This window comes from Flavobacterium panacagri, assembly GCF_030378165.1.
Lineage (GTDB): Bacteria > Bacteroidota > Bacteroidia > Flavobacteriales > Flavobacteriaceae > Flavobacterium > Flavobacterium panacagri.
Genome location: NZ_CP119766.1, coordinates 4989458 through 5009927, shown reverse-complemented (window position 1 = coordinate 5009927; position 20470 = coordinate 4989458). Strand labels below are relative to the sequence as shown.

Below are 20470 nucleotides of genomic sequence, written 5' to 3'. Positions count from 1 at the left end.
ACTAAAAAGTTGTAATATAGAACTGTTCGTTATAAACGGTTTGGAATTCCAACTTCCAAATCTTAACTTTCAATGTTATAATGAAAATTATTTCTTTTCAGTTTCAGCTTTTTTAGCTTCTTCCTGTTTTTGTTTTTCCTCTTTTTCTTTTTGAGCTTTCTCTTGTTGTTCTTTCTCTTTCTTTTCTTTTTCTTTAGCAGCTTTTTCTTGTTGTTCTTCTTTTTTCTCCTTTATTTCTTCTTGTTTTTTTGCTTTTTCTTTCTCTTTTTTCTTGTAGTAACCTCTTAGAAGAAAGTTGCTTTTAGCTGCTTCCATATTATCGCTGAAACCCTTTGTACCAGACTCCAGGTTCGAAAGAGTATTCGAAACGCTGTTGGCCATTTTATCATCTTTAACCAAACGAGCAAGGGCTCCGTTTCCATTATTCATACTATGGCTGAAAATCGCTATTTCATCTGAAATTACGCCGATATTATCGACACTCTTTTTAACACTTTTCATAATGTCATGCATTTCAATTCCGTCAACAGAAGCTATTACGCCATTGTCTCCAATAATTTGCTGTGACTTTGTACCAGGAGAAATAGTCAAAACTTTATCGCCCATAAGTCCGTCTGAACCAATGCTGGCTGTTGCATCTGTTTTAATAAATTTGCGGACATCTTCTTTCATGACCAAAACCACGATTACAGTGGAGTCATTTTTTAATTGAATTTGTTCGACAGTTCCAACATTAATTCCGGAGAAACGAACATTATTTCCGACTTCCAGACCGCTGACCGTTTTAAACTGAGAAGTAATATGAAAGGTTGAACCGAAAAGGTTTTTTTGTTTTCCAATAAAATATACGGCCATTATAAAAAGCAGTAAACCTATTGTTACAAACATTCCTAATTTCCAAGTATATCCCGATTGCTTTTCCATGATTTCTATTTTTTATTTTGCTTTATTCAAAAAATGAGCGTACCCATTCGTCTTCGTCTTTTTCTAATTCTTCGTAAGTTCCTTCGGCATGTATGACACCGTCTTTTAAAACAATGATTCGATCGGCAGTTAATTTTGCACAAGCCATATCATGCGTGATGATAATTGCAGATGTTTTTTGTTTGTGTTTAATATCAAGTATCAATTCGCTGATTTCTCTTGATGTTATAGTGTCTAAACCTGTTGTAGGTTCATCGTATAAAATAATTTCTGGTTTTAAGATTAAAGTTCGCGCCAAGCCGATTCTTTTTCTCATACCGCCTGAAAGTTCTGACGGCATTTTATCAATAGCATCAGCTAAACCGACATTTTCAAGCGCTTCCATTACTTCATTTTCGATTTCGTCAGCACTTAAATCTCGTTTGTGTTTGGTTAAGGTAAAAGCCAAATTTTCCCGAACTGACATGGAATCATATAATGCACCGCTTTGAAACAAAAAGCCAATCCTCACTCTGATTTCATTCAGTTCTTTTTTGGAAATGTTGAGTACGTTTTCATCAAACACTTTAATTTCTCCTTTATCTGGCTCAATCAATCCTACAATACATTTGATGGTAACTGATTTACCAGATCCAGAACGACCTAAAACGACTAAATCTTCTCCTTTATTCAAAGTCAGATTAACGCCTTTTAATATCTTATTGTCTTTTCCAAAAGTTTTATGCAGATCTTTAATTTCAATAATTGGAGTCTGCTTTTTTTCTTTTGTTTTAGGTTCTTTATGTAGTTTTTCTTTGTCCATTTTTAAAAAAATAAATCGGTTATTTGAACGGCAACCATATCAATAATAAAAATGCTTAATGATGCTGTAACTACTGCTGAGTTTGCTGCTTGTCCAACACTTTCGGTTCCGTTTGAAGCATTAAATCCTTTATAACATCCAATCATTCCAATAAAAAATCCGAAGAAAAAGGTTTTAATGGTCGCTGGAAATAAATCTAAAAATTCCAATGACTGAATAATTTGAGTTAAGTATCTATAGAAATTTACATCTCCATGAATATTAATTCCTACATAACCACCAACTATTCCAATCGCATCTGCAAAGAACACTAAAACGGGAACCATTAGCGTACAGGCTAAAACTCTTGTCACTACTAGATAGTTATAAGGATTAACAGCCGAAACTTCCATCGCGTCTATTTGTTCTGTTACTTTCATGGATCCTAATTCGGCGCCAATTCCTGATGAAATTTTTCCGGCACAAATTAAGGCGGTAATTACAGGAGCAATTTCTCTAATTAAAGAAAGCGCTACCATTCCAGGAAGCCAGCTTTCGGCACCAAATTTCACTAAAGTCGGCCTTGACTGAAGCGTAAGTACCAAACCCATAATAAAACCTGTAATAGCTACCAACGGAAGTGATTTATAGCCAATAACATAACATTGTTTCAAAAACTCCCTAGTTTCGTAAGGCGGAATAAAAACCTCCTTAAAAAACTTTTTGGCGAACAAAGTAGTTTCTCCAATTTCGGCAAATGTATTTTTTAGGTTGAGAATCAAAATGTTTTTGTTTTAGATGAATGTTTTTAAAATGAAAATCAATTCTTTAACAGTTTTTGGGACTGACTGAATTATATAGGAAAGTTAGCTCAATACTTGTTAAAAAATTTTACACAAATTTTACACAGCCTTATATAATTTTCATAAATGCACAATAATTGAAACAAACTTGCGTTGCTTTTTTCCGTAAACAAAAAATCCCTTTCATTAAGAAAGGGATTTTCCGGGTTTTAAAAGAGAGGTATTTGGCTAGCTTCGCCTTTATACTTTATGAATTGATAGCAATTCCTGATCGGTTTTTTATTAACGGAATCACTTTAGATTGTGACATGGCTAATTTCTCCATTAATAATCTCGCTGTTAAATAGCAAACTGTAGATTCGGCACCTTGATTTAAATTTACATTGTGTTTTTCAAGTCCGTCATAACCACCGCCGCTTACTGGATTATACATAATCTGGTTCAAATGATTTTTACCTAAAAACCAGTTAAAAGCCGCTTTCATTTTCTTTTTGTACTGCGGTGTTTTAAATTCATTATAAAATGCATTTAAAGTCATAATTGTGTACGTTACATCAATTGGTTGTTCTCCGTATTCTTGCGGTTCTGATCCTTTGTGATGCCAACTTTGATTGGATATGGCTTTAAAATTTCCGTTTGGAAACGTTTTAGAAATTAAGAAATCTAACGAATCTAAAGCTACTTTCTTGTAAACGGGTTTGTTTGTAATTAAATAAGCATAAAGCATTGATTCTGGAAGAATTCCATTTCCGTATGTTAGATAATTTTCAAACCACTGCCAGTCTTCTGTTGCCGTATCCTCGTAATTGGCCAGTAGTTTTGCATTTAGTTTATTGATAATTGCGGCTACATACAAATTAGGAATTGTGGAATGATATAAATACAAACCTTTAGTTGCAAATCCTATTGAGCGTGGAGATTGAATGGTTTCTGCCCATTTTAAAGAATGCAGTAAACATTTTGCTGCCTTTTTAGAAATCGCTTCAGGAAGAATATCTGAAATCGAAACTACAGTTCCTAGAGCCCAGATGGCTCTTGCGTTTGAATCTTCTAAATTCACTTCGGCATTTTGCTCCACATGTTCACGATTTTCCTGATCTACGTAATTGATGAAATTTCCTTTTGGCTGCTGGCAGCGTTGAATAAAATCTAAATAGATTAAAATATAACCTAAATCTTCTTTATCCTGAGTTTGTTTGTAATGCATACAGAAAGCAACTAATGCTCTGGCGTTATCGTCAAGCGTATATCCAGACTCTAAATCTGGAATTGAAATTTTACTGAATTGGATAATACCTAATTCTGTTGTTAGTTTTTTGATATGTCGTAATTGAATGTCAGGATAACTGAATTTTATTTCTGCCGGATTTTCAATTAATTTTTTATACGTATTCATTTGTGTGATTGCAACATTTTCCCATGAAGAGGCTCTCATTTTGGTAAATGAATTAATCCCCATTTCATGTCTCAAGTTTTCATCTTCAATTAATTTAATAGCTGCAGCTGCAAATTGATCTGGATTTCCAATATCACATAAAATTCCAGAATCTGCAGTTAGAACTTCTGTGGTATGCGGAATTTTAGAAGCTACAATCGGACAAGCACAACCCATCGCATAAGAAAAAGTGCCGCTAACCGCCTGATTTGGATCTTTAGAGGTAAACATATAAATATCTGTAGCTTTCAAATACTCTAAAAGTTCATCAGTATCTAAATATTGATTTACGAAACGAACATTATTTTCAAGCTTTAATTCTTTAACAATGCCTTCCAATGTATCACGATAAGGATCTTTCCCGTCTTTAATTAAATTAGGATGTGTTTTGCCAATAATTAGATACAAAGCATTTGGTGCTTTTTCTACAATTTTTGGAAGCGCCTGTAATCCTGTTTCTATATTTTTCCCTTCGCCTAAAAGTCCGAAAGTAGATAATACTAATCTGTCCTGAATGTTTAATCTTTCTTTTGCCGTTTCTGGAGTTTCATAAACAACGATATGAGTTCCGTGAGGCACGCAAGTAATTATTTCTTCATTGATATCGTAGTCGTTAATTAGGATTTCTTTAGATTTATTGGTCATTACAAAAACCGAGTTGCTATAAGTCAAAAGCAGTTTTACAAATGTTTTCAATTCGTCATTTGGATTTGGAATGACGCTGTGAAAAGTATAGGTAACAGGTACTTTTATGGCATTTAAAAAATCTAAAAGATGATCTCCGTAATTCCCTGAAAACAAACCAAACTCATGCTGAATGTGAACTAATTTTACAGCTTCGTCTTTATTGATTTCTTCAGCTACTTTAGCATATTCTTCTCTGTTTTTTGTGTTCAGGGTATAAGCTTGTGTAGGATGTTCTTTTGGTTCAAAAACAAGTTCACAAATTTCGCATTGAATAGATTTACCGTAAACATCTGTAATTCCTTTAATGGTATCTTGAGTATAAGTTGCTATGCCGCATTGCGTTGGCGGAAAAGTAGATAAAAAAACTATTTTTGATTTATTTGATATTGTTTTCATGAGGATTAATTTTTGTTCGGTTAATAACACGTCAAGGTTCAGAAATGCTACTCAATAGGATAGTCAGCAGCGCCATTAAAAATTAGATACAGCATATTTTCATCTGATTTTGTCGCCGTAAATAATTTTAGATAAAATTACTTTAGTGATAAAGGGACGATTAATCCAATCGATCAAAAAATTAACTCAAAAGCTTAGACATGGTAATTCTGTAAGAATCCAAAATAATCCTGAAACCTTTGTTAAACAGGTGTTTCGCTAAATTTTTTGTTAAAAAATAGCACTTTTGAAATAAATGGTATTTGTAGGAAATAAAGAAATGAGAAATTGACTTTTTTTTAAGATTTTAATACCATTTAGCGTAATATATGCGTGTTATAAAAGCTATGGGTACACCAACACAAAAAATTACAAGCAATATGGAAAGCAATAATGCAAAGTCTAAATTCTTTTCTGGCAAAACAGGAAAAACTATCGGAAGTACAAGTAAATTCATTACCACCCAGATAAAGAAACCATAAGCGATTCCGGATAATAATGTATTTATTTTAAAGAACGGAATATAAGGAAAGATCTTAAAATAAAACCAGGCAAATATAAAAGTAATTAAGAAATGAAGACCCAGTCCAAAAAAAGTCATCTCTATTCCGCTGGTATAGGCTTCTTTTTTAAAGATACCGCTTGCGATAGACCGCAGGATTTTTTCGGCTGTTGTTTTATGAAGAATCACGGAATAAATTAAAATAGCGGCTGTAATATCTAATGTACCGGCTACTAAACCAGATGAAACTATGGTTTTGACTTTTGATCTCATAAAAATTGGTTTTGGTTACTGCTAGTTATTTTTTCTTGAGAATTTCATAAATCGATTTTAACTGATGCGTATGTCTTTGTGTGTGCACTATGGCAAAGTGAAGCCACTCATAAATAGTGAAATTTTCAAAACCAGGAATTTTAGCATCCAGACAAATCAATGTTAAATCGTAAGTTTCTGCCGCTTCAAACAAATCATTTTGAATCTTTTTGACAGAAGCCGTCAAAGTACTTTTTTCATAATCAATTTCAGGAGGTTTTATATTTTCGGGAGATTGGTATTGGGTAGTAAAGTCTAAAAATATAGCATCGAGTTGTTTGACATTTTCATCTGGTTTACGAGTTGTTTTTTCGGTTTTTCCAGCAAATAACATCGGAATTCCAGAACATGCCAAAATAATATGCTGTACCGTTTGTCCGCCAGTCCAGCTTCCTTCAATGGGAACTACATTAATTTCTTCTGGAGAAAAATATTCAAGAATATCATTCAACTTAGTGTAGGTTTCTAAAATAGTATTTTGGACAGCACTTTTCATCTTATTTAATTTAGAAATTAGAGAATCGACAGCAAATGCAAACCTATGAGTTAAAAAGAACCCACAGTACATTTTTGTCAAATTAAATTTATAGAATTAGGGGAATGATAGTATTTCAAATATACGACAAATAATTGTAAAATACTAAAAATGAATTGTTTGTAAGCTTTGTTTTTTAAGGAAGCACTTCACAGGAATAGCCATGAAAATTTAGGATCGAAATAATTTTGGCATTCGATATTTTATTGGCATGAACACGTAAAATTTTGTCACAATCTTCTAAATCAAAGTTGATTGAACTGTGTGGATAATGTTCCAGAAGAAGCTCAATGATAAGTTGGCATTGAGACTCTTCCTGAACATTGGTTTTAAAAACTTCAATCATAAAGTTTGAGTTTTAGAGCGCGATATTATTATAACGCTGTATTTTATGATAAGTCACATAAGAAACTACTAAAATGGCAAGAACAATTAGTGGGAAGAAACCTTGAAAATCAATTCCGTCTACCGCAAAGTGGCTGATTGATGCAAAAATAAAGTCGAATGCAAATCCAGCATAAGCCCATTCTTTAATACGTCCTGGAACTTGTGGAATTATTAAAGCTAAAACGCCAAGAATTTTAAAAACGACTAATGCATTTCCGAAGTATTCCGGATAGCCAAGATGTTTTATTCCTTCTTTCGCTAATTCAGTCTGAGAAGTTAAAGCCGGCATAACACCTTCAAATAAAAAGATAAGGATGGTAGTAGTCCAGAAAATGATTTTGGTTGTTTTCATTGGGTATTTGTTTTAAATGATTATTAGTTAATGTATTACAAATCTAATAATGTTTTATTTTATACGAAATACACATTTGCGACTATTTTCGGGGCATTTTGGACAAGATGCTGATTTTAGATTTTAGTCGCAAAGCCTCGGGATAGACTTTAAATTGAAAATAGTTCTCGCAAAGAAACGAAGTAGCAAAGTTTTTTAGCTCTCGCAGATTTGGCAGATTGAGCAGATTATTTATTTTCGGGCTTAAAAATCTAATCTGCTCAATCTGCCAAATCTGCGGGAAACAAATCCTTTAATCTTTTTTAATCTGTGGTTTAAAAATAAAACTTTGCGACTTCGTTTCTTTGCGAGAGATTTAACAGTTTGATTAATTTGAATTTGGATTTTAAAATTTGGAATTTACGCGAGTTGGTAATTCGTAATCGTAAACAAATCTTCAAAACCCAATCTTGTATAAATACCTTTTCCTAAAGCTGAAGCTTGTAATTGTGCATATTCGCAATTGGCATCAATAGCTTCGTTGATAGCAAATTTCATGATTTCTTCGGCGAAACCTTTTTTACGCATTTCAGGAATAACGCCGACACCGTGAATTCCCATTGTTTTTTCGGTTTGGAAAAGAGTTAATGTTCCAATTGCTTTTCCTTCTAAATGAACCAGATAAAACTTCACATTTTCGTAATTAGCCACCAACGTTTCTTTGCTGATCACATAACTAAAAGAAAGCGGATAAATATCTGACCAAGTTTTAGCATCTTCCTCATTTAAAACTCTTTTAAAAGTAAGGTCGCTTTGAAGTGGGAATTTTTCTCGCAGTTTTAAAGCCATTGCGACAAGCTGAATTCGAATATGAAAGCCATTCTTTTCGAAAATTTCTTTAGAATTACTTCCGAAAATATCCCAATATGGAACCACCAAACCTGGATTTTTCTCCATGGTTTCTAGAATCTGCTGAAAACTTTCTTCGGTAATATCTTCTCGAGACCATAATCTATTGGGCCAGCCTGAATTTTTGATTTGAGAAAATTCAAAAGGATCATTTTTATGATAGGAAAGGAGAGGAGTTGCAACGGTTTTCCAAAGTGTGGTAAGATTGTCAATATTATCTTTGATGAGGTTTATAGTGTGCATTGTAATAACAAGTTTGAATTATAAAGCAAAGATAATTCTGGTCTTTTAGAAAAACCTTTACATATGTTGATTTACAAATCTTTTTCAAGACTTTTTCTGATTCGGCTTAACTGTGTTGGCGTAATTCCTAAATGAGAAGCAATATGCAATAACGGAACACGATCTGCAATAGTAGGATGTTTCGCCAAAAGGTTGATATATCTTTCGGTTGCGTTTTGCATGACCAAGGCGACTTCTCTTTGTTCCTTATCAATAATCCAATTTTTTTCTAAATGAGCGATATAGAAGTTTTTGAGATCGTCATTTTGGTAAATCAGCTCCATATATTTTTTATAATTGATGTTGATTACAACGGAATCTTCCAAAGCTTCAATTGTAAAATTGGACGGAGTTTGGAGCATCAAAGAAACTTTAGAACCTGCAAAATAATTTTCCATAAAAAGGTTTTTGTTATAGAAATTTCCCTGCTGATCTGTTATAAAAGCTCTTAAAACACCTTTCGCAATGAAATGAAGATTTTTAGCAATTTCTCCATTTTGTAATAGCGTTTCTCCTTTTTTAAGCGTTTGGAAATGTGTAGTACTTTCAATCTGTTTCCAAGACTGATCAGAAAGTGGGTAATAACTTTCGATGGTTTGTTTTAGATTGTTGAGGTATATTTCTGGATTGAAAGTCATAGATTGGTTTGGTTTTGCCGCGAAGACGCTAAGGCACAAAGTTTTTATTTTTTTAAGGCACTAGATTTACTATTCAAAAATAAAGAAATAACCGCAATTTTGTCATTTCGACGAAGGAGAAATCTTCACAAGTAGCTCCGCAACGAGAGTCCAATCTTTGTAGAGTTTCTCGCGGAGATTTCTCCTTCGTCGAAATTGACAAAAAATTGAGAATAAATCTCCACAATCAGCAAAATCTGCGAGAGACTTAAAAAAAACTTCGCGCCCTAGCGCCTTCGCGGCAAAAAACTAAAAAACGCCATGAAACTCAAAGGTCTCACAGCGTTTTCATCTCAAAAAATAAATAATTAACGGGTAATGTAACAGGTATTATTTCCAGCCTCCGCCTAGAGCGCGGTACAAATCTGTATTAGCTGTAAGTTGTTGTCTTTTGATGTCAGCAAGTTCCAATTCGCTTTGTAATAAATTAGCCTGAGCGGTTAAAACCTCAAGATATTCTGCCATACCGTTTTTGAACAAAAGGTTGGCATTTTTAATGGCTTGTTGTAATGTTTTTACTTTTTCTTTTAAGAAAGTTTCCTGCTGTTGTAATTTCTCTACTTTAACCAAAGCATCTGAAACTTCGCTTACAGCAACCAAAACTTGTTGTCTAAAAGCTAAAACAGCTTTTTCTCTTTCTGCAACAGCGATATTATATTGTGTTCTCACTCTTTTATTGTTCAAAAGCGGTTGTGTTAAACCTCCCGCAACAGTTCCGAATAAAGAAGCCGGAATGTTGAACCAATTGCTGGTTTCGAAAGAATTTAATCCACCTTGAGCTGTAATTCTTAGAGCCGGATATAAATCGGCTTTTGTGATTCCAACATTTGCGTTGGCAGCTTTAAGAGCTAATTCGGCACTTTTTACGTCTGGTCTTCTGCTTACTAATGAAGAGGGAATTCCGATTGCTGTATTGTGTTTTACTTCAAGTGCGCTTAACTTAACTGATCTTTCTTTTGAATTTGGAAACGAACCTGTCAAAACACTCAAAGCATTTTCCTGAATCGAAATATTCTGTTCCAATAACGGAATCAATTGCGCTGAGTTTAATTTCTGTGCTTCCGATTGTTGAATCGCCAAAGTAGTTACCTGACCAGCATCGTATTTTAATTTGATAATATTGGTTGTACTATCGTTTAAACGAAGATTTTGTCTGGCAATATCCAATTGCGCATCCAGCATCAAAAGATTATAATATCCTCTTGAAACATTGGCAACGATATTGGTCTGCAATGCTTTTTTTACTTCTTCAGATTGTAAATATCCCGCGTAAGCCCCTTTCTTTTGGTTTCTGATCTTTCCCCAAATATCAGCCTCCCAAGAAAGAGAAGCTCCAGCAGAATAGTCGTCTATATGTTTAGCTCCAATTGCCTGATTTAAGTTCAATCCCGTAAAACTATTGTCAGACGGATTGCTTGTACTTGCGTTTACAAATAAATTAACCTGAGGTACATTTCCCCATTTTGATTGAGTGAATCTGTATTGTGCAATTTCAATGTTCTTTTCGGCAATCTGAAGGTCGTTGTTTCTCGCAACGGCGCTGTCGATTAATTTTATAATATCTTTTTCTGTAAAGAAATTTTTCCACTCCACATCGGCAATACTGGTTGTATCACTCGAAACTGATGCATTCCTGAAATTCTCAGGAAATGCATCTTTTGGAGTTTCAATATCCTTCGAAACTTTACAGGATATTAAAGTCGTGATCAGAATGGCGAAGACCACGATTTTGGTTATATGATTTTTCATTTAGTCTTTTTATTAATTTTTTTTTATCCTTAGGGTTTAGTTTTTTAAACACATAGAAACATAGTTTTTTGAGGATTTAAAAAAGGCGTTTCACTTGTTTAAATGCACATAGTTTAGCTATGTGTGGAAACTTGTTTCTTTTGCTCTCTTTTGTTAGACATAGACAAAAAAACTATGTCTCTATGTGTTAAAAACATTTTTTCACGCAAAGGGTTAAATTTCTGTACAAGTATCTTTTCTAGTTTCTAGATCTTTTGAGATTCTGTACGATATATATCCGATGCCAAATATGATGGCAACAAGTATGGTTGTGATATAGTTTTCCATTATTATTTTTCTTCGTTATGAATTACGGCAACTGGTTTTCCAGAAACCTTTTCTTGTAAATGTTGGAAGATGATGAATAAAACAGGAATGATAAACAAACCTAGAATTACTCCTGAAATCATACCTCCGGCGGCACCAATACTAATAGAGTGGTTACCTTGAGCTGATGGCCCTTTGGCGCTCATCATTGGTACTAAACCAACAATAAAGGCAAGAGACGTCATTATAATTGGTCGCAAACGTAATTTGGCAGCATCGATTGAAGCTTTAACTAACGCCATTCCTGATTTTCGTTTTTGCACTGCAAATTCCACAATTAAGATGGCATTTTTAGCGAGCAATCCGATCAGCATGACAAGAGCAACTTGTACGTAAATGTTGTTTTCAATTCCAGTTAAACCAATAGCAACGAATACTCCAAAAATACCTGCAGGGATTGATAAAATAACCGCTAGAGGAAGGATATAACTCTCATACTGTGCAGCAAGTAGGAAATAAATGAATATCAAACACAGTAAGAAAATTGTAGCCGATTGCCCTCCGGAAGAAATCTCCTCACGAGTTTGGCCCGAGAATTCAAACCCGTAACCTGCAGGTAATTGTTGTGCTGCTACTTCTTCAATTGCTTTAATGGCATCTCCGGAACTAAATCCTGGTTTCGGAATCGCATTAATAGAAATTGAGTTAAATAAATTATATCTAGAAGCAGTTTCAGAACCATAAATACGAGTTAGTTTTACTAAAGTATTTATTGGCACCATTTCGCCTGTTTTGTTTTTTACAAAAACTCTGTCAATTGCTGTTGGATCTGCTCGGTCTTCGATATCAGCCTGAACAACAACTCGGTAATATTTACCAAAACGGTTAAAGTCAGATGCTTGTGCGCTACCAAAATAAGCCTGCATGGTTTGTAAAATGTCTTTTACATTAACACCGAGTTGATTTGCTTTTTCATCATTAACTTCCAATTGCAATTGTGGATAATCGGCTTTAAAAGAAGTAAAGGCAACTGCAATTTCTGGACGTTTCATTAATTCGCCGATAAAGTTTTGAGAAATTCCACTGAATTTGTCCAGTTTTCCTCCCGTTTTATCTTGAAGAACCAAATCTAAAGCCTCAACGTTACTAAATCCAGGAACAGTTGGGAAACTGAATACGAAGAAACTTCCGCCAGAAATACTGCCCAGTTTACCACGAACCTGATTCATGATTTCGTCAATGTTTTTTACTTCGCCGCGTTCTTCGTTTGGTTTAAGCAATACGAATACAACTGCAGAAGATGGACTTGTAGAATTCGTCAATAAGTTGAAACCTGAAATCGCTGTTACGAATCTTGAAGCATCTAAACCTCTTAAAGTATTCTCCGCTTCGGTCATAACTTTTTGAGTTCCGTCCAATGATGTTCCAGATGGTGTATTTACTGCAATCGCAATAAATCCTTGATCTTCTGTTGGAATAAACCCTGCAGGAGTTGTTTTAACCATTACAGCAGTTGCTACAACAACTAAAGCTAATCCGCCTAAACTCAACCATTTTCTTCTGATTAAGAATTTAAGTCCGCCCACATAACGATTTGTCAACGATTCAAAGCTGCTGTTGAAAGCGGTAAAGAATTTTTCTTTAAATCCTTTTTTCACATAAGGCGCATCGTGATCGTGTGCTCCGTGATTATCTTTTAAGAATAATGCCGCAAGCGCTGGACTTAATGTTAAGGCATTTACTGCCGAAATTACAATTGCAATCGCCATCGTAAAGGCAAACTGACGATAGAAAACTCCTGTTGAGCCTTCCATAAAACCAACCGGCAGGAATACAGCAGCCATTACCAGCGTAATCGAGATAATAGCACCCGTTATTTCGTGCATTGCTTCATGGGTTGCGATTTTTGGAGACAAACGTTTATGCTCCATTTTCGCATGCACCGCTTCGACTACCACAATGGCGTCATCGACCACAATACCAATCGCCAGAATTAATGCGAAAAGCGTTAAAAGGTTGATCGAAAATCCGAATAACTGCATGAAGAAGAACGTTCCTAAAATTGCTACAGGTACAGCAATAGCCGGGATTAATGTTGATCTAAAATCTTGCAAGAAGATAAATACCACAATAAATACCAGTATAAAAGCTTCTAGTAATGTATGCTCAACTTGTTCGATAGATTGGTCAAGAGATACTTTTGTACTATAGAAAATATTGTGTTTTATGCCTTTTGGAAAATCTTTAGAAGCCTTTTCCATCATTTTGTTAATGGCAATCTGAATATCATTTGAGTTCGATCCAGCTAACTGAATAACCCCAATTACAATTCCTTTTTTACCATTTAAACGCGTTAAACTGTTATAAGAGTAAGCACCAAGTTCAACTCTAGCTACATCTTTTAAGCGAAGTACTGAGCCATCTGCATTAGAACGTATAGCAATATTTTCATAATCTTCTGGTTTAGTTAATTTCCCTTTGTATTTAATAACGTATTCAAAAACTTCTTTGCTTCGCTCTCCAAATTTTCCTGGAGCCGCTTCCAAACTTTTGTCCTGAATCGCGCCCATAACTTCGCTTGGCGTCACTTTATAAGTTGACATTTGTGTTGGATTCAACCAAACACGCATAGAGTAATCTTTTACACCACCAAAAATACTGGCAGAACCTACACCCGGAATACGTTTTAACTCTGGAATAATATTAATCTGTGCATAGTTGGCAACAAACGTCTGATCGTATTTTGATTCATCATCGGTGTACATACCAATTGCCATGATGAAACTGTTTTGTTGTTTTGCCGTAACAATACCTTGCTGTACAACCTCCGCAGGAAGCTGACTCGTTGCCTGTGCAACTCTGTTTTGTACGTTTACCGCAGCTTGGTCGGCATCTGTACCCAGTTTAAAGAAAACTGTAATTGCCAAAGTACCGTCGTTACTCGCTGTAGAACTCATATAAGTCATGTTTTCTACACCATTTATAGATTCTTCGATAGAAGGTGCCACAGAACGTAAAACCGTTTCTGCGTTGGCTCCCGGATATACCGCCGTTACCAAAACCGATGGAGGCGCAATATCAGGAAACTGTTGTAAAGGCAGTTTAGTTAAACCCAATACCCCCAGAATCACCAATAAAATGGAAATTACGGTTGCCAGTACAGGTCTTTGTATAAATATTTTGAACATTATTTCTTCTGATTATTTTTTGTTAGTTACTTCGGCAACTTTAGCTGATTTTTCTGGCTGAATCGCTTGTCCATCCTGAAGTTTGTCAATACCGCTCATCACGATTTGATCACCAGATTTTACGCCGTCTTTAATTAAATAATTGGTTCCGCTTTTACCTACAACTGTAATAGGCATTTTAGTTACTTTGTTGTCTTTACCTACAGTGAAAACAAATACTTTATCCTGCATTTCGATTGTAGCCGCTTGCGGTACTAAAATCGCATCGTCGTGGTTTAATCCTAAACGGATTCTTCCTGTATTTCCAGAACGTAGAATTCCGTTTGCATTAGGGAAAGTTGCTCTAATCGTGATTGCTCCGGTAGTTTTATCAAACTGACCGTCAACCATATCGATTTTTCCTGTTTTTGGATAAGCGCTGTTATCGGCCAAAATCAAAGTAACCGGAGGTAATTTTTTGATTTTATCGCCTAATGAACTTCCAGCATATTGTTCTTTAAAGTGAATGAAATCTGTTTCACCTAAAGAGAAATAAGCAAATACTTCGTGTACATCAGATAAAGTCGTTAACGCTTCAACATCAGAGGCCGAAACTAAACTCCCTTGTTTTTTAGGTAATCTTCCTATGTAACCGCTCACTGGAGCCGTAACGTTGGTATAGCCTAAATTAATTTTAGCAGAACCTACCATTGCTTTTGCTTGTTCGATATTGGCAGCAGCAATTTTTTGAGAAGCTTTAGCTGTTTTCAATTGATAATCAGAAACTACTTTGTTTTGAACTAGAGGCGTTAATTTATCAACTTCTAAATTAGCGTTGATTAAAGCCGCTTCAGCTGCGTGAAGACTTGCCAAAGCATTGTTTAACTGCTCACGATACGGACGTTCGTTTATTTTAAATAAAGTTTGTCCTTTGCTTACGTAAGATCCTTCATCAACAAAAATTCTGTCAAGGTTACCGCTTACCTGTGGACGAATTTCAACGTCAACAGTTCCTTGTATGGCAGCAGGATATTCAGAGTCAGTTGTTGTATTGGCACTTGTGATAGCCAAAACTGGTAAAACCGGCGGAGGTGGAGCAGTAGGTGCCTGATTTTTATCAGCACAGCTGCTTAGTACTAGGGCCAGAATAAAACTGGTTATAATTACATTTTTCATTTTCATTGTGGTTTTAATTGGTTGAACATTTTCTCGGATAAAATTCTTTGGTATTCTGGCATTCTCGGGATTCATATTTAATTGAATTAAATTATCTAACATTGTTAAGTAAATGTGCGCAAACTGCCAAACTTTAATCATTTTTCAATCTGTTCTTAAATCAGTATTAAAATATTTAACAGTGTTAAGTAAAAGTCTAAAAAAAGAGTTTTTTATTATCTCTATTAAATTTTCTAACAGTGTTAAGTGGAAGTTATAAAAAAAAGGATTTTACATTATCCAAATTAAATTATTTTACACTGTTAAGTAAAAATTGAAAAAAATATTATTGTATTGATTTGATGATACCACCAATGGCATCTTTCAAAATTTGAGCATTTATTGTTTCTAAAATATCACTTTTGTTAATGATGTTGATGGCAATTAAGCCATGAATAACAGAAAAGAAAGTGAAATACTTTTGTTTTATGATATCTTGACTCGGATTGCTGTCTTTCATTACTTCAGCAATTACCTGAGTGAATAATTTGTAAGGTCCCTCTTGAGCCGAACATCGCTGTGCGCAACAGGTCATTTGAACACCAAACATTAACTGATACATTTCAGTATTAGTAAAAGCGAAGTCCCAGTAAGTCATCCACATGGCTTCTAATTGATCTTCGGGTTTCTCAAACTTATCAATTGCAATTTGCAGTTCTTTTGTCAGTTTGATAAAACCTTTGCCTGTCAGTTCTTCTAATATTGCTTCTTTATTCGAGAAATATTCATAAATAATAGGAGCAGTATATTCGATTCTGTCGGCAATTTTACGCATACTCAAACCATTCCAGCCTTCTTCTTTTACGATATCATAAGCAGCGCCAAGGATGTTGTTCCTTGTTTCTTCTTTTTGTCTTAAAATTCGATCTTTGCTAGCCATTATATTCGAGTATTAAATCGTTTAACACTGTTAGGCAAATGTATGACGGTTTTTCTAATAATGAAATATTTTTATCATAATATTTTCTTATCGTACAATAAGTGTTTTTAAAATTCTTTGTAAAGACCTTATTTTATTGAACTTTTAATTGGTGTATTTTTTTTTAAGGAGCAGATCTTTTTCGGTTTTTTATGACCATTTGTCCCGCTCTACATTATATTTTTTGTGGTGAACCCCACCACAAAAAGATGCCATTTCGATCGGGGCTAGGAGAGAACTTATATTTTTACATTAGAACTTTGTTAAAGTTTACAAGAATAATTCTGTTAAGAATAACAATTATGGAGTTACGGATTTGAATTCATTTAATAATGAATGGAGATATTTTCTAATTTATTCCGCTTTCCGATTAATATGGATTACAACAGGATTCTGACCATCTAAATTTCGTTTACTTCTTCCAAATAAACCAATTTCTTGAATATCTATTAGATCAGATTTTATCTCATTTCGATTTACGTAAGTATACATTCCGTATCCATGCCCTGAAACAATCCAGCCTTCAGTCTTTTTTAAATCAGTAAAATCAAAATCACCTGCTGGACTTCCTGTGTAAACTGGACCAAATTCTTTCATTAGTTTTATAGCTTCACTTTCCAAATCTGGAATCGTATTGGCATTCTCAAAAATGATATAAGTTCCATTTTTAAATAAAACCCAATCCTGAAATTTTTCATTTATGCTAAGTTTTACATGATTAAGAAGTTTATTTTCTTCCTTCTCATTTGTGTTTTGAGTGTCAGCTATCTTTTTCATGATAAAGAGAATTTAAATGAATAAATGTGTATTTTGAATGATTTAAAGATGTTTATGTTAAAGCTTGTTTTTGAATTGTTTTACCTCTAAAAATCTTAATTATGTTATTATAAGGTATTTTTTCGATTTGATATATTGTAATAAAACCACCTTTAGACAAAATGTCTAAAGGTGGTTTTCTGAGATTTATATAGTAAGTAAGATTAAGATTCTTCGTTGTTCTGTTCTTTCTTTCGGTACACCAAATAGAATACTTGCGGTAGTACTGTTAAAGATAAAATCATACAGGTTATTAAACCTCCCACAATCATAATAGCTAATGGTTTTTGTACTTCAGAACCCATTCCTGTTGATAATGCTGCAGGCAATAATCCTAGAGATCCCATAAGCGCAATCATTACGATTGGTCGGATTCTGCTGTGAATTCCGTGTGCAATAGCATCTCTTAAATGCATTCCGCTGCGCATATTTTCCCTAATCATTCCAATGAGGACAATACTATCAATTGCGCTGACACCAAAAAGGATAATAAATCCAATTCCTGCAGATATTCCGAATACTGTTCCTGTTACCCAAAGCGACAAGAATCCACCAATGAAGGCATAAGGCATTGCCGTTACAGCAATCATAGTATCTTTGAAATTACCAAAATTGAAATACAATAAACATAAAATCAATACCAAAACAACAGGAACAATCATCGCTAATTGTTTAGAGGCTCTTTCTTTGCTTTCAAATTCTCCAGCCCATTTGATTACATTTTCTTTAGGAAGTTTTACTTCTGTAGCCACTTTTTTCTGTGCTTCTTCAATGGTGCTTCCCAAATCTCGTCCTTCAATATTAAATCCTACAGCGATATAACGGCTGTTTCCTTCTCGATAAATAAAAGTTGGCCCTGTTTTGTATTCTACAGTTGCAATTTCTTTCAAAGGCACTTTTTTACCATTCATGGTTGGAATCAGGATGCCTTCAATTTTTTCTTTTGAGTCACGATATTCTTTTTCAAAACGTAAAGTAATATCAAAGATTCTTTCCTCATCATAATATTTGGTAGCTGCTTGTCCTCCAATTGTCATTCTAATTACAGCTTGCGCATCGGCGGTTGTTACGGCATAACGTGCCATTTTTTCATCGTGAAGCTGAATTCGTAATTCAGGAAGACCAATGTTTTTATAAACATTAATGTCTTCAATTCCTTTTACGTCTTTAATTGAATTGGCCACTTTGGCTGCCATTGCTTCGAGTTCAAAAAGATCATTCCCAAAAATCTTTATCGCCAGCGGACTTTTGACTCCGGCAACATATTCTTCAACGTTATCCTGAATGGGCTGACTGAAACCAAAGGCGATTCCTGGATATACATCGAGTATTTTTTTGATTTCGGAAATCAATTCTTCTTTGCTGATATCATGTTTCCATTCGTCTTTATGTTTTAATTCAATATGAAATTCGATATTAAAAAATCCTGTTGGATCTGTTCCGTCATTAGGCCTTCCCGTTTGCGAAAGGACAAATTTTACTTCTTCAAATTTCCTGATTTTAGTTTTCATTTCCTTCGTCAACCTTACTGATTCGTCAAGATTGATGCTGTTTGGCAATGTTGCTCTTACATAAATAGCTCCTTCATTCAGTTTCGGAATAAATTCTGAACCGTAAAATGCAAATCGTACACAACAAACCGCCAATAAAGCTAAAAACGCATATATAGTTGTTTTGCGATGTTTGGTGCTCCATTGAAACAATTTATACAGATTTTCTCTAAAGAAACGCGAAATCATATTTTCTTTCTCGACAATATTTTTCTTCAGCATTACTTTACACATTGCGGGAACATAAGTAAGGGATAATATTAATGATCCTAACAATGCATAACCTAGAGTAAAGGCTAGGGGAGAAAACATTTTTCCTTCTACTTTCGTGAATGAAAAAATTGGCATTAGCGCCACAATCAAAATAATAAGCGCAAAGAAAATATAGGTAGCAACACTTCCAACGCTTTTCTTGATCAATCCCATTTTACTCATGCTGTTAAAACGTTCCATTCCCACTTTATGCGCTTTCTTTTCGAGCGAAACAAAGACTTGTTCAACAATAACGAGGGTTCCTTCCAGAAGTAATCCAAAATCTAACGCTCCCATCGAAATTAAATTGGCAGGCAATCCTTGAATTCGCAGCATTACAATGGCAAATAAGAACGCAAGCGGAATTACAGAAGCGACAATTAATGATGTTCTCCAGTTGTAAAGGAAAATAAACACAATTAACGATACCAATAAAACGCCTTCAATAAGGTTTTTGGTAACCGTTTTTACGGTTGTATTGACTAATTCTGTACGGTCAATAAACGGAACTATTTTGACATTATCCGATAAGACTCTTTCGTTAAGTTCATCAAGACGTACTTTTAGTTTTTTGATTACTTCTCCCGGATTTTCGCCTCGAAGCATTACAACGATTCCTTCAACAACATCATCATTTCCATCTAAACCAACTTGTCCTAATCTTGGTTTTGCTGAAATGGAAACTTCGGCTACATTTTTTACTAATATCGGTGCAGAACCTTTTGTTTCGATTAAAATATTCCCAATGTCTTCGATTTTGTTGATTAATCCAACGCCTCGAACAACGTAAGCCTGATCGCCACGCTGAATAACATCGCCACCAACATTGATATTACTTTTTGAAACGGCTTCGTAAACATCTAAAGCTGATAAATTGTAATTCTCTAATTGTGTTGGATTGATTTTGATTTCGAACATTTTTTCTTCACCACCAAAACTCACCACATCGGCAACACCTGGAACCGAGATCAATTCTCTTTCGATTACCCAATCCTGAATGGCTTTGATTTCTTTTATGGGTAAATCACTTTTGATTACATATCGAAATATTTCACCCGTTGCTCCAGACGGCGGGTCGATTTCTACATCGGCTCCTTCTGGAAGATCAAGCCCGTTAAGGCGATTTGAGGCATATTGTTGTGCGTAAAAATCTTCGACACCGTCGTCAAATAATACGGTTACAACCGATAATCCAAAGAGCGAAATAGAACGTACTTCTGCTTTTTTGGGTATTGTATTCATTTGTTTTGAAATAGGAAGCGTGATGAACTTTTCTACTTCTTCGGCACTTCTTCCCGGCCATTGTGTAATGATTCTCGCCCTTGTATTGGTCACATCTGGAAAAGCTTCAATGGGTGTATGAATGTAGCTTACAATACCGGCGACTAGTAATATAGCGGTCAGGAAAAAAACGATGAGGGAGTTTTTTAGCGAGAAAGCAACTAAACCTTGTACAAATTTTTTCATGTCTTATTGTGTTTATCCGTTTTTGAGGA

The 20470-nt window shown here is 34.7% G+C and carries 16 protein-coding genes; all 16 read right to left on the bottom strand.

Annotated features, from left to right (window positions below):
* Positions 1 to 87 precede the first annotated feature (87 nt).
* Positions 88 to 924, bottom strand: a complete 837-nt coding sequence (locus P2W65_RS21395; protein WP_179005411.1) for an MlaD family protein — start codon at positions 922 to 924, stop codon at positions 88 to 90.
* A gap of 22 nt (positions 925 to 946) precedes the next feature.
* The gene (locus tag P2W65_RS21390) at positions 947 to 1726 is read right to left on the bottom strand and encodes an ABC transporter ATP-binding protein (RefSeq protein WP_289660996.1); all 780 of its coding nucleotides are present in this window, start codon (positions 1724 to 1726) and stop codon (positions 947 to 949) included.
* A 2-nt stretch (positions 1727 to 1728) separates the two neighbouring features.
* Complete coding sequence (locus P2W65_RS21385; RefSeq protein WP_179005415.1) at positions 1729 to 2487, bottom strand: MlaE family ABC transporter permease; 759 nt, start codon at positions 2485 to 2487, stop codon at positions 1729 to 1731.
* Between the two features lie 268 nt (positions 2488 to 2755).
* Positions 2756 to 5026 (bottom strand): glycosyltransferase, encoded by a 2271-nt coding sequence (locus tag P2W65_RS21380; protein WP_289660992.1) that lies wholly within the window; start codon positions 5024 to 5026, stop codon positions 2756 to 2758.
* Between the two features lie 346 nt (positions 5027 to 5372).
* Positions 5373 to 5840: a DUF1440 domain-containing protein gene (locus P2W65_RS21375; RefSeq protein WP_289660990.1), complete on the bottom strand. Its 468-nt coding sequence runs from the start codon at positions 5838 to 5840 to the stop codon at positions 5373 to 5375.
* A gap of 25 nt (positions 5841 to 5865) precedes the next feature.
* Positions 5866 to 6375, bottom strand: a complete 510-nt coding sequence (locus P2W65_RS21370; RefSeq protein ID WP_289660989.1) for a DinB family protein — start codon at positions 6373 to 6375, stop codon at positions 5866 to 5868.
* Positions 6376 to 6550: 175 nt separating this feature from the next.
* A complete protein-coding gene (locus tag P2W65_RS21365) occupies positions 6551 to 6760 on the bottom strand; it encodes a hypothetical protein (protein WP_289660987.1) in 210 nt (69 codons plus the stop codon).
* A 12-nt stretch (positions 6761 to 6772) separates the two neighbouring features.
* Complete coding sequence (locus tag P2W65_RS21360) at positions 6773 to 7153, bottom strand: DoxX family protein (protein ID WP_179005423.1); 381 nt, start codon at positions 7151 to 7153, stop codon at positions 6773 to 6775.
* A gap of 399 nt (positions 7154 to 7552) precedes the next feature.
* Positions 7553 to 8284 carry a GNAT family N-acetyltransferase gene (locus P2W65_RS21355; protein ID WP_289660986.1) on the bottom strand — a complete coding sequence of 244 codons (732 nt, stop codon included), beginning with the start codon at positions 8282 to 8284 and terminating at the stop codon, positions 7553 to 7555.
* Positions 8285 to 8355: 71 nt separating this feature from the next.
* The gene (locus P2W65_RS21350; RefSeq protein WP_289660984.1) at positions 8356 to 8961 is read right to left on the bottom strand and encodes a Crp/Fnr family transcriptional regulator; all 606 of its coding nucleotides are present in this window, start codon (positions 8959 to 8961) and stop codon (positions 8356 to 8358) included.
* Between the two features lie 369 nt (positions 8962 to 9330).
* The gene (locus P2W65_RS21345) at positions 9331 to 10749 is read right to left on the bottom strand and encodes a TolC family protein (protein WP_289660983.1); all 1419 of its coding nucleotides are present in this window, start codon (positions 10747 to 10749) and stop codon (positions 9331 to 9333) included.
* A gap of 329 nt (positions 10750 to 11078) precedes the next feature.
* Positions 11079 to 14243: an efflux RND transporter permease subunit gene (locus P2W65_RS21340; RefSeq protein WP_289660981.1), complete on the bottom strand. Its 3165-nt coding sequence runs from the start codon at positions 14241 to 14243 to the stop codon at positions 11079 to 11081.
* 12 nt (positions 14244 to 14255) lie between these two features.
* Positions 14256 to 15473, bottom strand: a complete 1218-nt coding sequence (locus P2W65_RS21335; RefSeq protein WP_289666213.1) for an efflux RND transporter periplasmic adaptor subunit — start codon at positions 15471 to 15473, stop codon at positions 14256 to 14258.
* Between the two features lie 250 nt (positions 15474 to 15723).
* Positions 15724 to 16317 (bottom strand): TetR/AcrR family transcriptional regulator, encoded by a 594-nt coding sequence (locus tag P2W65_RS21330; RefSeq protein WP_068842436.1) that lies wholly within the window; start codon positions 16315 to 16317, stop codon positions 15724 to 15726.
* A 393-nt stretch (positions 16318 to 16710) separates the two neighbouring features.
* Positions 16711 to 17133, bottom strand: coding sequence for a hypothetical protein (locus P2W65_RS21325; protein ID WP_289660976.1), 423 nt, complete (start codon positions 17131 to 17133; stop codon positions 16711 to 16713).
* A 203-nt stretch (positions 17134 to 17336) separates the two neighbouring features.
* On the bottom strand, positions 17337 to 20441 hold the full coding sequence (locus tag P2W65_RS21320) for an efflux RND transporter permease subunit (RefSeq protein ID WP_289660974.1): 3105 nt from the start codon (positions 20439 to 20441) through the stop codon (positions 17337 to 17339).
* Between the last annotated feature and the right edge of the window lie 29 nt (positions 20442 to 20470).